The 13,363-nt window shown below is 61.2% G+C and carries 13 protein-coding genes; 6 read left to right on the forward strand and 7 right to left on the reverse strand.

The window, feature by feature from the left end; translation table 11 throughout:
• The first annotated feature begins 118 nt into the window (after positions 1-118).
• Positions 119-751: a homoserine/homoserine lactone efflux protein gene (gene rhtB / locus PMI25_RS10150; RefSeq protein ID WP_007968471.1), complete on the forward strand. Its 633-nt coding sequence runs from the start codon at positions 119-121 to the stop codon at positions 749-751.
• Positions 752-949: 198 nt separating this feature from the next.
• Here rhtB and PMI25_RS10155 read toward each other — a convergent pair whose 3' ends face one another.
• From PMI25_RS10155 to PMI25_RS10175, 5 genes are all read right to left on the reverse strand, one after another.
• On the reverse strand, positions 950-1,693 hold the full coding sequence (locus tag PMI25_RS10155; protein ID WP_007968469.1) for a hypothetical protein: 744 nt from the start codon (positions 1,691-1,693) through the stop codon (positions 950-952).
• Between the two features lie 3 nt (positions 1,694-1,696).
• Entirely contained in the window at positions 1,697-2,284 is a 588-nt protein-coding gene (lpoB, locus tag PMI25_RS10160) for a penicillin-binding protein activator LpoB (protein ID WP_003229365.1), read from the reverse strand.
• Positions 2,285-2,320: 36 nt separating this feature from the next.
• Positions 2,321-2,695, reverse strand: coding sequence for a YcfL family protein (locus PMI25_RS10165; RefSeq protein WP_007968467.1), 375 nt, complete (start codon positions 2,693-2,695; stop codon positions 2,321-2,323).
• Positions 2,696-2,710: 15 nt separating this feature from the next.
• Entirely contained in the window at positions 2,711-4,105 is a 1,395-nt protein-coding gene (locus tag PMI25_RS10170; RefSeq protein WP_007968465.1) for a COG3014 family protein, read from the reverse strand.
• Between the two features lie 214 nt (positions 4,106-4,319).
• Positions 4,320-5,714, reverse strand: a complete 1,395-nt coding sequence (locus tag PMI25_RS10175) for a COG3014 family protein (RefSeq protein WP_007968462.1) — start codon at positions 5,712-5,714, stop codon at positions 4,320-4,322.
• 181 nt (positions 5,715-5,895) lie between these two features.
• On the opposite strand from PMI25_RS10175, the gene PMI25_RS10180 reads away from it, so the two are divergent.
• The 3 genes from PMI25_RS10180 to PMI25_RS10190 all read left to right on the forward strand — a co-directional run bounded on the left by PMI25_RS10180 (position 5,896) and on the right by PMI25_RS10190 (position 9,342).
• Positions 5,896-6,795: a LysR family transcriptional regulator gene (locus tag PMI25_RS10180; protein WP_007968460.1), complete on the forward strand. Its 900-nt coding sequence runs from the start codon at positions 5,896-5,898 to the stop codon at positions 6,793-6,795.
• Positions 6,796-6,881: 86 nt separating this feature from the next.
• On the forward strand, positions 6,882-8,777 hold the full coding sequence (locus tag PMI25_RS10185) for an FTR1 family protein (RefSeq protein ID WP_007968456.1): 1,896 nt from the start codon (positions 6,882-6,884) through the stop codon (positions 8,775-8,777).
• Between the two features lie 109 nt (positions 8,778-8,886).
• Positions 8,887-9,342, forward strand: coding sequence for a YaiI/YqxD family protein (locus PMI25_RS10190; protein ID WP_007968454.1), 456 nt, complete (start codon positions 8,887-8,889; stop codon positions 9,340-9,342).
• 137 nt (positions 9,343-9,479) lie between these two features.
• Here the strand turns inward: PMI25_RS10190 and elbB are convergent, their stop codons facing one another.
• Positions 9,480-10,148, reverse strand: coding sequence for an isoprenoid biosynthesis glyoxalase ElbB (elbB, locus tag PMI25_RS10195; RefSeq protein WP_007968452.1), 669 nt, complete (start codon positions 10,146-10,148; stop codon positions 9,480-9,482).
• Positions 10,149-10,262: 114 nt separating this feature from the next.
• Between elbB and PMI25_RS10200 the strand changes: the two genes are divergently transcribed.
• Positions 10,263-11,498 (forward strand): sterol desaturase family protein, encoded by a 1,236-nt coding sequence (locus tag PMI25_RS10200; protein ID WP_007968450.1) that lies wholly within the window; start codon positions 10,263-10,265, stop codon positions 11,496-11,498.
• On the opposite strand, the gene PMI25_RS10205 is transcribed toward PMI25_RS10200, so the two are convergent.
• Positions 11,479-12,129 (reverse strand): DedA family protein, encoded by a 651-nt coding sequence (locus tag PMI25_RS10205; protein ID WP_007968447.1) that lies wholly within the window; start codon positions 12,127-12,129, stop codon positions 11,479-11,481. The two genes, PMI25_RS10200 and PMI25_RS10205, sit on opposite strands and share 20 nt — an antisense overlap.
• 207 nt (positions 12,130-12,336) lie before the next feature.
• Between PMI25_RS10205 and hemB the strand changes: the two genes are divergently transcribed.
• On the forward strand, positions 12,337-13,350 hold the full coding sequence (gene hemB / locus PMI25_RS10210; RefSeq protein ID WP_007968446.1) for a porphobilinogen synthase: 1,014 nt from the start codon (positions 12,337-12,339) through the stop codon (positions 13,348-13,350).
• The last annotated feature ends 13 nt before the right edge of the window (positions 13,351-13,363 follow it).

Genomic DNA, 13,363 nt, shown 5'->3' on the forward strand with positions numbered 1-13,363 from the left:
GAAATGCGATCCCTGTAGGAGCTGCCGCAGGCTCGGGCCGCGATCGGACGATCTTTTGCTTTTAAGCCCAAACCGCATTAGCTTTGACGTCTGTCACGATTCAGAGTCGAGGTGTGCGATGGAGCTTCAAACATGGCTGGCATTCTTTGCCGCCTGCTGGGTGATCAGTCTGTCACCGGGTGCTGGCGCCATTGCGTCGATGTCCAGCGGTCTGCAATACGGTTTCTGGCGCGGTTACTGGAACGCCCTCGGCCTGCAGATCGGCCTGGCAGTGCAGATTGCGATCGTTGGCGCCGGTGTTGGCGCGATCCTCACCGCCTCGGCCACCGCGTTCTATGCGATCAAATGGTTTGGCGTGGCCTATCTGGTCTATCTGGCGATCAAGCAATGGCGCGCACTGCCGATGGACATGAGCGATGACGCGGCGGTACGGCCGATCGGCAAGCCGCTGGCGCTGGTGTTCCGTGGCTTTCTGGTGAATATCAGCAACCCAAAGGCACTGGTGTTCATGCTGGCGGTACTGCCGCAATTCATCAATCCGCACGCACCGCTGCTGATGCAGTACCTGGTGATCGGCGTGACCATGATCTGCGTGGATCTGATTGTCATGGCCGGCTACACCGGCCTGGCTTCGAAGGTGCTGCGTCTGTTGCGTACGCCGAAGCAGCAGAAACGCATGAACCGCACGTTTGCCGGGCTGTTCATCGGTGCGGCGGCGTTCATGGCGACGTTGCGTAAAGCGGTGGTGTAAAACCCGCAGGCAATAAAAAGGCGACCTCGATAGGTCGCCTTTTTATTGCCTGTCTGTTGCTCAGCTGTGGTGAGGGAGCTTTTGTGGTGAGGGGATTTATCCCCGATGGCTCGCGAAGCGAGCCCTCTTGAAAGAAGGGGCTGCTGTGCAGCCCATCGGGGATGAATCCTCTCACCAAAGGGTGATTCACTCAGCCGGTCAGTGCAAAATCACCGGCGCGGTATCGCGCGGCAGGTTGTTGCGCTGCTGTGCCTCACGCGGCTGCTCGTAACCACCGCCACCAAGCTGCATGCTCAGTTGCCCGGCGACGTCTTCGCCCAACGCTTTCGACACTTCACGCACCACCCGAGGGCGGTTCAGCGAGACTTTGATGTCGCGACCGTTCACCAGTTTGGTGTCCTGTGCTTCGCCCATTGCCGTGAAGGCCGAGGTGATCTCGTAGGTCTTGGTGTTGATCAGACTGAAATCCGCCACCAGCGTCAGGCCCAGCACCGCCGAGTAGCTGTCGGTGTGCGCCAGCTCGTTCATGTCCTGGGTGAAGTCGATGTCCGACACGGTGCCGAACAGCACGTAGTCGGCACCCTTGAAGTTGCCGGCCTTGATGCGCTTGATCACGTCGTAGACGTCACCCTTGGACGACGCCGTGTACGGCGTGCCCTGCACCAGCTGGAACATCCCGGTGCGCAGGATCTCGCCCTTGATGTCGCCGGTGAATTTACGCAGTTCACCCTGTTCGATGTAGCTGGTGGTCGCTTCCAGCTCGTTGTAGTTCGACGAACCACTGGAGCTGTAGTAACCCTCGCGGTAATTGTTCTGCGCCGAAACGATGTGGATGTACTGCTCCACACGCTCCTGATACGCCAGATCCGTTACCGCGACTTTCGGGGCCGCTTGCACGCTGAACGCGCAAGCCAGGGCCATCATGCCAATCCATGCGCGCATTGCTTAACGCTCCGTGGTTTTGCGGATCTCTTTTTCGTCCATCCATTCGGCCAGACCGCTTTCAACGTCGATCAGTTGCAGGCTGAATTTGTAGAAGACGTCCTTGTAGTCGCTGCTGCGCTTGACGATCGAGCTGATCGAACCTTCCAGACGGTACTTGGCGGCGATCATGTTGCCGGTCTTGGCCACGGTGCTCTTCTTGTACAGGCCGCTCTGGTTTTGCAGCTTGAGCTGGTCGACCTGGCTCTGCATCGCGGTGTTGTCGCTGGCGAAGCGGGCGGTGCCGGACTTCATCAACTGAGTCTTGATGCTGGTGGTGATTTCGCGGGTATCGATGTACTCGCTGGTCTTGTTCTTCACGTCGTAAACCTGCACCACCGGGCGGCCCTGCAGAATGCCGGACTGGGCCAGCGAGCGGGTCATCGATTCGGCGATCATTTGCAGGTCGGTCGAGCCGAATTCGTTGGTCACGGTTTCAACCGCTTTGGTGTCGCCGTAGCTGATGTTCTTGCTGCCCAGGGTCGGCGAAGTATTGGCGCAACCGGAGGCCAGCAGGGCGAGGACAGCGATCAGGGAAAAGCGTGCAAACATGGGAATGCTCTCTAGAACAGAATTAGGGTGGCGGGCTTAAGGCGTCTTGAGTTCGAGACGGAAATCCACGGCTTTCGGGGTCGGGGCGATGCCCTGGATGAAGCTGGTCTGAGCGCCGTACATCAATTGGCTCTTCCAGACTTCTTCCTCGGCGACCGGGAAACCTTCCGGGCCGAGCCAGGCGAAGCGGTAGTAGAACGTCTTGTTGCTGTTGAGGGTGTTGGTCAACTGCACATTGACGGTCATGAAGCCGTTCTCACGGGCGACGCGCATGGCGCCGACCGCGATGTGTTTCTGCGGGCCCATGGCCACGACCTTGCTCGCGGCGCTGCCCGGCTCAGGAGGTGGCGGGGTGGCGCAGCCGCTGGCCAGCACGGCGAGGGCGGCAACGGCGAAGAGTTTGAAGCGCATGCAAAGACTCCGTTCTTAAGGTTGTTTGAGGCTGGCGACGTTGGTCGCGCCGGCGCTCGGGATGACATGGGCGGCGACGCCGCCGGCAAATACCTGATTGCCCACGGCACGCAGGCTGATCACTTGATAACGCTGATCGACGGTGACCTTGACCAGCGAACCGCCGACGGCGCTCGGCAGACTGACTTGGTGCTCGCCTTTCTTCAAGCGCAGACGCACCACTTGGGTGTTGTCCGGCAGGGTGCGCCACGTACGGGTATCGGCACCTTCCAGCACAGCTGAAGAAATACCCACGGCCAGACCGGCCAGCGGGTTGGTTTCGTTGATCTTCTTCTGCGCCACGCCTTTGGTGATTGCGCGCACGGTGGTGCGGACGATGATCCCTGGCATGTCATCGCGCAGGGCGCGGCGCGACATGGCGGTGGTGCTGTTGAGGGCGGTCAGGTTGACTTGCTGACCATCGACGCCAATCTGCGCGAACGGTGCAGTGGAGGTGTCAGGCTTGATGATCGGGAACGACAGTGGGGTGATCACCACATTGTTGGAGATCGGCAATGGCAGTGGCACACGGATCGAATCACGCGAGGGTGCCAGACCGCTTTGCACCACGATCAGGATGTCGCTGTCGTCGGACTTGCTCGACTTGTCGAGGTTGACCAGCGCCTGCTCCAGCAGCGGGGTGTTCGGGCGCAGTTCGGCCGCCTTGCGGTAGCCCGGTGCAGCCAGGTCTTTCTCGCCCAGGGCTTCGTAGACGAAACCGGCCAGGTAATGACTGAACGCACTCTGGTAGCTGTTTTTCAGGCCGACCACTTCCGGTGCGTCGAGGCTGGCGACTGGGTAGCCTTGCAGATCCTTGTACTGAGTCTTGATGCCTTCTTTCTCGGCCTCTTCCTCACTCTTGAGGTATTCCTTGTCGCGCAGGTCGGCGATCACCGCTTCACGTTCGTGAGTTTTCTTGATCGCGGTGCGGGCGCCGTCGAAGTCGTTGACGGCCAGCAGATTGAGGGCCATCTGCGTGGTCAGCATGACTTTTTCGTAGTCGTAGCCTTCGTAGCGACGCACCTTGTCGTTGACCAGGAAACTGCCGAACTGCGCCAGGTATTTACCGCTATCGAGCTTGACCGAATCTTCCCACTGGCCAACCACCTGATCGGCGCTGGTCCAGGCGTTCTGGCTGCCGGACAGGTCGCCCTTGGCGCGCAGCAACTCACCTTTCTCGAAGTAATAGAGCAGGTCTTTGTCGGGGCCGGTGTTGTTCTTTTCCAGCAGGGTCAGCGCGGCGTCGACGTTGCCGGATGCCAGTTGCTGATTGGTCTGGGCCAGTTCCGAATCGTAGTTGCGGAACGCCGAACAGCCGGACAGCAGAGTGACAGCGCTGAGCGCGATCAAGGTGGGAGTGCGCAATGCCATGGGGGTACTTCTTCCCTGAGCTAGTAACTGCATCAGCCGCCGGTGCTGGTCGGGCTGGTGTGACCCATCGACAGTGGCGCTGGCCTCCTGCCAATTCCTCATAACCAGAGGAGCTTTTATGCCGCGTCGCGATAGCGCGGGCGCGGCATTATAAGCAGGCGATGCTGGCCATGTAATAGCTTTTTAATCGCACTTGTTAGTTTGGTGCCATTACTTATTTCAGAGCGGATACGCGACTTCCCAGCGACGTTGCGGATTGAAATGCGCTGCCGTTCGCGTAAATCCGCTCGCCCAGCACGCGCAGGCCGATCATCTGGCGCTTCTGGTCGATGCGGATGTTCAGTGGAGCGCCTGACGTGTTCGGCAGGCTGATCTGGTGTTCGCCCTTTTTCAGACGCAGGCGCACGACCTGTGTCAGGTTGGGCAGGGTGCGCCAGGTGCGGGTGTCGGCCTGCTCGAAACCATCCCACTGGGTGACGTAGGAGGCCGTGGACGGATTGCGGCGATTGTCGGTGCCCTGAACGTCCGCCGCGAGGAAGGCACGGTAGGTGGTGCGCTGGATAATCCCGGGCATGTCGTCACGCAGTGTGCGCAAAGACATATCGGTGATGCTGTTGACCGCGATCAGCTTTTTCTCGCGACCGTCGACGCGGACCTGATTGAACGGCGCGGTGGAGTTATCCGGCACCATCACCGGGAAGGAAATGTTGGCGACGATCACCTGACCGTCCTTGAGCTGCACCGGATACGGTACTCGCACCGAGCTGCGGGCCGGCGCCAGCCCACTTTGCACGATGATCAGCACATCGCTTTCGTCGGCCTTGAGTCCGGGACTGTCGAGGTCGCGCAGTGCCTGTTGGAAAAACGGCATGTCCGGGCGCAGTTCGATGGCCTGACGATAACCGGGCGCCGCCAGGTCTTTTTCGCCGAGCGCCTCATAGGTGAAGCCGGCGAGGTAGTGACTGAAGGCGCTCTGGTAACCGTTTTTCAGGGCGATCACTGCCGGGGATTCGAGCATCACCACCGGATAACCCTGCAGGTCCTTGTAGTGCACGCGCGCGCCCTGGGCCTTGGCGGCTTCCTCGACCTTTTCGTATTCCAGTTCCCGTTGCCGGGCGATCAACGCTTCGCGTTCGTGGGTTTTCTTGATGTCGGCACGGGCGCCGTCGAAGTCATTCACCGCCAACTGGTTGAGAGCCATTTGCGTGGTCAGCATGACTTTTTCATAGTCGTAGCCATCGTAGCGCCGCAGCTTGTCATTGATGATGCTGCCCCATTGATTGCCCATCGCCGCGAGCAACTTGTCGCCGGTGGTTTCGATCGTGTCCTGGCGCTGGATGATCATCTGCTCGGCGCTGCGCCAGGTTGTCTGGCTCTGCGGCAGCGCGCCGCCAGCGCTGAGTACGGCGCCTTTTTCGAAGTAGTAGAGCAGGTCTTTTTCCGGGTCCGGGTTGTGCGCTTCGATCAGCGTCAGAGCACCGTCGATGTTGCCGGCCTTGAACTGGTCAGTGGTCTGTTGCAGTTCCAGGTCGTAATTGCGATATGCACCACAGCCGTTGAGTTGCAAAACGGCGGCAATCAACAGCGGCAGCAGCAAGCGATGGTGCATGAAGAGATTCATCCTTGAGCGGGCAATACGGCAGGTGGCGCATTATAGGGGGCGATAGTGGCTAAGTGATGCATCATTTTTCGTCGTCAATCGCACCGGTCGAGGTGGACTGACCGGTGGGATGAGCGACGGGATTGAGCTAGCCTTGCCGGCCTGAGACTTAACCCACTGCGGAACATCAATGAATCAACTGCTGGCAATGCGCGCGTTTCGTTGCATCGTCGAGTGTCGCGGGTTCAGCGCCGCCGCCGAGCGCCTCGACACCACTCACTCGACCATCTCCCGGCAGTTGCAGCAGCTGGAAAGCGAACTGGGCACGCGGCTGATCAACCGCAACACCCGGGGTTTCAACCTGACCACGGCGGGGCAGCAGTATTACGCGGCGTGTGTGGACATCCTCGAACGCCTCGATCAGGCCGCGCTGGCGGTGGGCCAGGCACATGAACGCCCCAGCGGTGTGCTGCGAATCAGCGCGCCGATGGTCATCGGTACGCTGGAGCTGGCAAGCTGGCTGCCAGCGTTTCAGCAGCGCTATCCCGAAATAGAGGTGGACCTGTCCTGCGATGACCGTTTCGTCGATCTGATCGCCGAGGGCTTTGATGTGGCGCTGCGCATCTGCGGGCCATTGGCCGATTCGTCCATGGTGGCGCGGTTGCTGACCGTTTCGGATTTGCTGCTGGTGGCTTCGCCTGTGTATGTGGCGCGCAACGGTCTGGTGCGTCAGGTGCGCGAACTCGTCGGGCAGCAGTTACTGGCGTTTGCCGGCGGCAGCGACTGGACGCTGACCGACGCGCGCGGGCTCACCACTGGTGTGCGCGTGCAGGGGCGGTTCAAGGCCGATTCGATCAGTTCGCTGCACGCCGCCGCGTTGGCCGGAGTCGGCATTGCCGCGTTCACCCGAGCCACCGTGCAGGACGATCTGCTCAGTGGCCGACTGGTGCAGATCCTGCCTAACTACAGCCTCGGCCAGCGTCACTATTACGCGCTCTATCCGCATGCCCGGCATGTGGCGCTGAAGGTGCAGGTGTTCGTCGAGTTCATGCTTGAGCACTACCGCAACACCGCCACAGCGTTGCGCTAAAACGCCACGAGACGTCGACAAAGCTTGAGTGACAGGCGTTCGAAGTGAACAATATGTAACTTCGCATTTCCATTTGAGACTCATTCATGACTGCCGCGTCCCGATTCCTGGCCTGGCTGGTGTTCCCTCTGTGGGCCCTGAGCAGCTTCAACCTGCTGGCCGACACCGTGGAGGGCGCCCCGCAGGCGCTGCACCTGCTCGATTACATCAGCGCCGATTACCCGCCGACAGTCGAGGCGGGCAAGGTCGTCGATGACGGCGAATACCGTGAGCAACTGGAGTTCACCCAGGTGCTGCAAGGGCTGATCGCCGGCCTGCCGCAAAAGCCGGAAAAGGCTGCGCTGGAGCAGGGCGTCGAAGCGTTGCACGTGGCCATCAGCGCGAAGCAGGAGGGTTCCGAAGTCGCCCGTCAGGCGCGACAACTGGGAGCGAAACTGGCGGTGGCGTATGAAGTCAGTCAAGCGCCGATCATCACTCCCGATCCAACCCGGGGCGCGCCGTTGTACGCGCAGAACTGCTCGGTATGCCACGGTGAAACCGGCGCCGGTGATGGCCCGGCGGGCCTCGGCATGACGCCACCACCGGCCAATCTGCGCGATGCCGCACGCATCGATCATCTGAGCCTGTACGCGATCTACAGCACCCTCGGCCAGGGCGTCGAAGGCACCGACATGCCGGCCTTCGCCGATCAACTGGACGACCGTCAGCGTTGGGATCTGGCGACCTACATCGCCGGTTTCAGTGCCGACCCGGCCGCAGCCAAGTCCGACAAGACCTTCAACATCGCCGATCTGGCGCGCCAGACCCCGGACGAGGTGCAGGCCGCCGAAGGCCCGCAGGTCGCCGCAAGCTTCCGTGCCCAGCGCGCGCAACCGCCGCAGGTCAAACGCGGCCCGGCGCAATTGCTCGATTACACCGCCGCCACGCTGGACAAGAGCCTGGCGGCGTATCGCGCCGGTGATCACGATCAGGCTTACGACCTGTCGGTGGCGGCGTATCTGGAAGGCTTCGAACTGGTCGAAAGCTCGCTGGATAACGTCGACGCCAACGTGCGCAAGGACACCGAAAAATCGCTGATGGCCTACCGTCAGTCGTTGCAGGACGGCTTGCCGGTGGCGCAAGCCGAACAGCGCCTGGACGCGGCCAAGGGCAAGTTGAAAGAGTCTGCTGAACTGCTCGGCAGCGATGGTCTGAGCTGGTCGCTGAGCTTTATCTCCGGTCTGCTGATTCTGCTGCGCGAAGGCCTCGAAGCGATTCTGGTGCTGGCGGCGATCCTCGCGTTCCTGCGCAACACCGGCCAGCAGTCGGCAGTGCGCAGCGTCAACATCGGTTGGGGACTGGCGCTGCTCGCCGGTCTTGGCACCTGGGCGCTGGCGGCGTACGTGATCGACGTCAGCGGCTCGCAGCGTGAACTGCTCGAGGGCGCCACGGCGCTGTTCGCCAGCGTCATGGTGCTGTGGCTCGGCGTGTGGATGCACGACCGGCGGCACGCCGCGGCTTGGCAGGATTACATCAAGCAGAGTCTGGTGGGCGGCGGCGGACGTTTCGGCTTCGCGATCCTCGCGTTCTTCTCGGTGTACCGCGAGTTGTTCGAAGTGATCCTGTTCTACGAAACCCTGTGGCTGCAGGCCGGCCCCGCCGGGCATGACGCGGTGCTGGCCGGTGGTGCGACCGCACTGGTGCTGCTAATCGGTCTGGCCTGGGTGATCCTGCGCGGTTCGGCGAAACTGCCGCTGGCGTTGTTCTTCAGCATCAACGCCGGTCTGCTCTGTGCGTTGTCGGTGGTGTTCGCCGGGCATGGCGTGAAAGCGCTGCAGGAAGCCGGGATCTTCGGCACGCGGCCGGTGGCGTTCTTTGAATTCGATTGGCTGGGGATTCACGCCGATGCCTATTCGCTGACAGCGCAGGCCTTGGCGATTCTGGCGATTGTCGTTTTGTATGGGCGGAGTCGGATCGCGGAGAAGAAGCGGGTCACTGCTTAACAGCATTCGCTGCGCTCACATTCGCGGGCAAGCCACGCTCCCACAGGTTTAGCGTTAACCTTGTGGGAGCGGGCTTGCCCGCGATGTTTTTTTGAAGAGGAAAAATATCATGCGTGTATGGATCGATGCCGACGCCTGCCCTCGGGCCGCCAAGGATCTGGTGGTGAAGTTCGCCCTCAAGCGCCGGTTCGAAGTAGTGCTGGTGGCCGGGCAGCCGCAGACCAAGCCGGGGCTGGCCATCGTCAAACTGATCGTGGTGCCCAGCGGTCCGGATGCGGCGGACGATTATCTGGTCGAGCACGCGGTGCCCGGAGAATTGGTGATCTGCAGCGATATCCCGCTGGCCGATCGTCTGGTGAAGAAGGGCGTGGCGGCGCTGGATCCGCGCGGCAAGGAATTCGATGCGCAGAACATGGGCGAGCGACTGGCGGTGCGCAATCTGTTCACCGATCTGCGCGAACAGGGTCAGATCAGCGGCGGCCCGGCACCGTTCGGCGAGCGTGAGAAGCAGGCGTTTGCCAATGCGCTGGACCGGATCCTCACGCGCCTGACCCGCAAACCCTGATTCAACCGTATACCTGTGGTGAGGGGATTTATCCCCGATGGCCTGCGCAGCAGGCCCAGTGCTTCAAGATGCAAGGGGCTGCTGCGCAGCCATCGGGGATAAATCCCCTCACCACAAAAACCCTTCAGAAAGTCGTGTCAGGCATCATTCTCGTGGGTCAGTTCCAGAACGCGATCCACCAGCTTGTTGATCCCCGAAGCCGCCTCACTGATGTTCTGCGCCAGCATGTAAGCCGGGGTGGTCACCAGTTTGCGCGCCTTGTCTTCGATGATGTCGCTCACCGCGCAGTCTTCGTGGGTAGCGCCCATCTTGTTCATTGCGGTGGCGGTGTCGGCGTCATTGCCGATGGTGCAGGTCACGCCCGGGCCGTAGATTTTCGCTGCCAGCGCCGGCGAGATGCACATCAGACCCACCGGTTTGCCCGCTTCGGCAAAGGCTTCGGCCAGTTCCAACACTTGCGGCTGCACGCTGCAGCCGGCGCCTTCGACGGCGAAGTTCGAGAGGTTCTTCGCTGCGCCAAAACCACCAGGCACGATCAGCGCGTCGAAGTCTTCGACGTCGGCCTCGCGGATGTCCTTGATGTTGCCGCGGGCAATGCGCGCCGATTCCACCAGCACGTTGCGCGTCTCGGGCATTTCTTCACCGGTCAGGTGATTGATCACATGCAATTGCGCGATGTTCGGCGCGAAGCACTGTACCTGCGCGCCGCGTTGATCGAGACGCAACAGGGTAATGACACTTTCGTGGATCTCGGCGCCGTCGTACACGCCGCTGCCGGACAGGATCACTGCAACTTTTTTGCTCATGGGTTTCTCTCCAGATTCATGGCCCTAAATGTCCACTAATTTGTCGTGCGTTGCCATAGGGGAAAAGGGCGGCTACACCTAGGATCTGTCCATAGAATCCGACCGGGGCGCGCCATGGACTTCATTCTGTATGCAGTGCCGTTTTTCTTCGTGCTGATTGCCGCCGAGCTGCTTGCCGATCGTTGGCGCGGGGTCAGTCACTATCGCCTCGCCGACTCGGTCAACAGCCTCAGCGCCGGGGTGTTGTCGACCACTACCGGGCTGCTGACCAAGGGTTTGGGGCTGCTCACGTATGCGTTTGCCCTGGATCATCTGTCGCTGCTCAGGCTGCCGGCGAACAGCCTCTGGGTCTGGGTGTTGGCCTTCATCTTCTATGACTTCTGCTATTACTGGCTGCACCGGTTGGGGCACGAGCGCAACATCCTCTGGGCCGCGCACTCGGTGCATCACCAGAGCGAGGAGTACAACCTCTCCACGGCGTTGCGCCAGACCAGTACCGGGTTTCTGCTGGGCTGGATCTTCTATTTGCCGATGGCCGTGCTCGGCGTGCCGCTGCTGGTGTTCGTCAGTGTCGCGGCGATGAATCTGCTGTATCAGTTTTGGGTTCACACCCGGCACATTCCCAAGCTCGGCTGGTTCGAGTGGTTCTTCGTTACGCCATCCAATCATCGGGCCCACCATGCACAGAACGCTCTCTACATGGATCGCAACTACGGCGGGGTGTTCATTCTTTGGGATCGGCTGTTCGGCACGTTCCAGGAGGAGGACGACAAGGAACCGGTGATTTTCGGCGTGACCACGCCGCTGGCGAGCTGGAATCCGTTGTGGGCCAACGTGCAGTTCTATGCGCAGTTGTGGCACGACGCGCGCTGTGCCGAGAGCAAGTGGGACAAGCTGCGGATCTGGTTCATGCGCACCGGTTGGCGCCCGGCAGACGTCGCGGCCAAGTACCCGCTGAACAAACCTGACCTGAGCCGCTTCCGCAAATACGAAGTGCTGCTCGACAGTCGTCGACAGTGCTATGTGGCGCTGCAGTTTTGCGTCTATATCGCGCTGGGCAGTTACCTGATGGGTCAGGCGCAGCAACTGCCGACCGCCGCGCTGCTGCTCGGCTGGGGCGCGGTGGCGTGGGGTTTGTTTGCGCTGGGCGTGGCCCTGGAGAATCGCCCGTGGGCGTTGAAGGTCGAGCTGCTGCGGCTGGGGTCGAACCTGCCGCTGGTGTGGCTGGCGCCGCTGCTGGGGCTATGGCCGGCCAGCCCGTTGGCCTGGGCTGGTTTGCTCGGTTACAGCCTGCTCAGCGGCATCGGGCTGTACGGCTGTCGCCAGCGCGTTACTCGGCTGGCGTCTTAGGTTCGGCGGGTTTGGTTTGCTCCGCTTGAAGCAGGTGCGCCGCTTTTGCGGCTTGCTCGTCGGCATAGACCTGCTTGGCCAGGCGCGCATTCTTGAAGCGGCGGCGCAGCCACAGACCAACGCCAAGAATCAGCAGCGCGCCGAGCACCCACAGCTCGTACTTCTTGATACTGCCGAGCATGCCCTCGAGCACCGCGCCGAAGTGGTAGGCGGCGGCCGCCAGCGCGGTGGCCCAGATTGCGGCGCCGATGCCGTTGAGCAGCAGATAACGTCCCGGCGGATAACCCGACAGGCCGATCGCCACCGGCATCACCGTGCGCAGGCCATAAACGAAGCGGAAGCTCAGGACCCAGATGTCCGGATGCTTGCGGATATGTTCCAGCGCGCGGTCGCCCATCATCTGCCAGCGCGGTTTGCGCGCGAGCAATTTGCGCCCGTGCTTGCGCCCCAGGAAGTACCACAGCTGATCGCCGGCATAGCTGCCGAAGAACGCCACGACCACCACCAGGTTGATGTCCATGTATCCACGGAACGCGAGGAAGCCTGCGAGCACCAGGATGGTTTCGCCTTCGAAGAACGTGCCGAGGAACAAGGCAAAGTAGCCAAAGTCATGCAGAAATTGTTGGAGCATTGTCTGGGTGCTGGCGAAATGAACGCGCAGCCTAACCCTTCGGACACATTCATGAAAGTGTCGAAATGTGTCTCGACGTGAACAATTCCTACGCTAACAATGGAATGCGGCTACATGTCACGGGGTACGCACAACTGTAATCTGTTGGTCATAATGGCCGTCTATAACTGTCACGCTCGCCCGTTTGCGCGGGCTCAGGAGTCTGCCGTGAGCTTTACCCCTGCCAATCGTCTGTTCCCCGCCACTCGCTTGCGTCGCAACCGTCGTGATGATTTTTCGCGTCGGCTGGTGCGGGAAAACGTGCTGACGGTCGATGACCTGATTCTGCCGGTGTTCGTGCTTGAGGGTGAAAACCGTCGCGAAGCCGTGGCTTCGATGCCCGGTGTCGAACGCCTGACCATCGACCTGCTGCTTGAAGAAGCGGCGCAATGGGTCGAACTGGGGATCCCGGCGCTGGCGTTGTTCCCGGTCACGCCTGTCGAATTGAAATCCCTCGACGCCGCCGAAGCCTGGAACCCTGAAGGCATCGCCCAGCGTGCCACCCGCGCCCTGCGTGAGCGCTTCCCGGAACTGGGGGTGATCACCGACGTTGCGCTGGATCCGTTCACCACCCACGGTCAGGACGGCATTCTCGATGAAGAAGGCTATGTGCAGAACGACATCACCGTCGACGCACTGGTCAAGCAGGCACTGTCCCACGCTGAAGCCGGTGCTCAGGTCGTGGCGCCGTCGGACATGATGGACGGGCGTATCCAGGCGATCCGCGAGGCGCTGGAGCTGGCCGGTCACGTCAACGTGCGGATCATGGCCTATTCGGCCAAGTACGCCAGTGCCTATTACGGGCCGTTCCGCGATGCGGTGGGTTCGGCGGCGAATCTGGGCAAGGCCAACAAGGCCTCGTATCAGATGGACCCGGCCAACAGCGACGAAGCGCTGCACGAAGTCGGCGCGGACTTGTCTGAAGGCGCGGACATGGTCATGGTCAAACCCGGCATGCCGTACCTGGACATTCTTTTCCGGGTAAAAGATGCCTTCAAAGTGCCGACCTTCGTCTATCAGGTTAGCGGCGAATACGCCATGCACATGGCGGCGATCCAGAATGGCTGGTTGAGCGAGGCGGTAATTCTTGAATCACTGACCGCCTTTAAACGTGCCGGCGCTGATGGCATCCTGACTTACTTTGCTGTCCGTGCCGCTCAATTGTTACGAGAGCAGAAATAGCCCTCCCAGGAAC

Origin of the sequence: Pseudomonas sp. GM30, assembly GCF_000282275.2 — a bacterium.
GTDB lineage: Bacteria > Pseudomonadota > Gammaproteobacteria > Pseudomonadales > Pseudomonadaceae > Aquipseudomonas.

Bases quoted from the DNA above. Each gene is read 5' to 3' on its own strand.
- rhtB (WP_007968471.1), top strand. From the start codon at position 119: ATGGAGCTTCAAACATGGCTGGCATTCTTTGCCGCCTGCTGGGTGATC.
- PMI25_RS10155 (WP_007968469.1), bottom strand. From the start codon at position 1,693: ATGCGCGCATGGATTGGCATGATGGCCCTGGCTTGCGCGTTCAGCGTG.
- lpoB (WP_003229365.1), bottom strand. From the start codon at position 2,284: ATGTTTGCACGCTTTTCCCTGATCGCTGTCCTCGCCCTGCTGGCCTCC.
- PMI25_RS10165 (WP_007968467.1), bottom strand. From the start codon at position 2,695: ATGCGCTTCAAACTCTTCGCCGTTGCCGCCCTCGCCGTGCTGGCCAGC.
- PMI25_RS10170 (WP_007968465.1), bottom strand. From the start codon at position 4,105: ATGGCATTGCGCACTCCCACCTTGATCGCGCTCAGCGCTGTCACTCTG.
- PMI25_RS10175 (WP_007968462.1), bottom strand. From the start codon at position 5,714: ATGCACCATCGCTTGCTGCTGCCGCTGTTGATTGCCGCCGTTTTGCAA.
- PMI25_RS10180 (WP_007968460.1), top strand. From the start codon at position 5,896: ATGAATCAACTGCTGGCAATGCGCGCGTTTCGTTGCATCGTCGAGTGT.
- PMI25_RS10185 (WP_007968456.1), top strand. From the start codon at position 6,882: ATGACTGCCGCGTCCCGATTCCTGGCCTGGCTGGTGTTCCCTCTGTGG.
- PMI25_RS10190 (WP_007968454.1), top strand. From the start codon at position 8,887: ATGCGTGTATGGATCGATGCCGACGCCTGCCCTCGGGCCGCCAAGGAT.
- elbB (WP_007968452.1), bottom strand. From the start codon at position 10,148: ATGAGCAAAAAAGTTGCAGTGATCCTGTCCGGCAGCGGCGTGTACGAC.
- PMI25_RS10200 (WP_007968450.1), top strand. From the start codon at position 10,263: ATGGACTTCATTCTGTATGCAGTGCCGTTTTTCTTCGTGCTGATTGCC.
- PMI25_RS10205 (WP_007968447.1), bottom strand. From the start codon at position 12,129: ATGCTCCAACAATTTCTGCATGACTTTGGCTACTTTGCCTTGTTCCTC.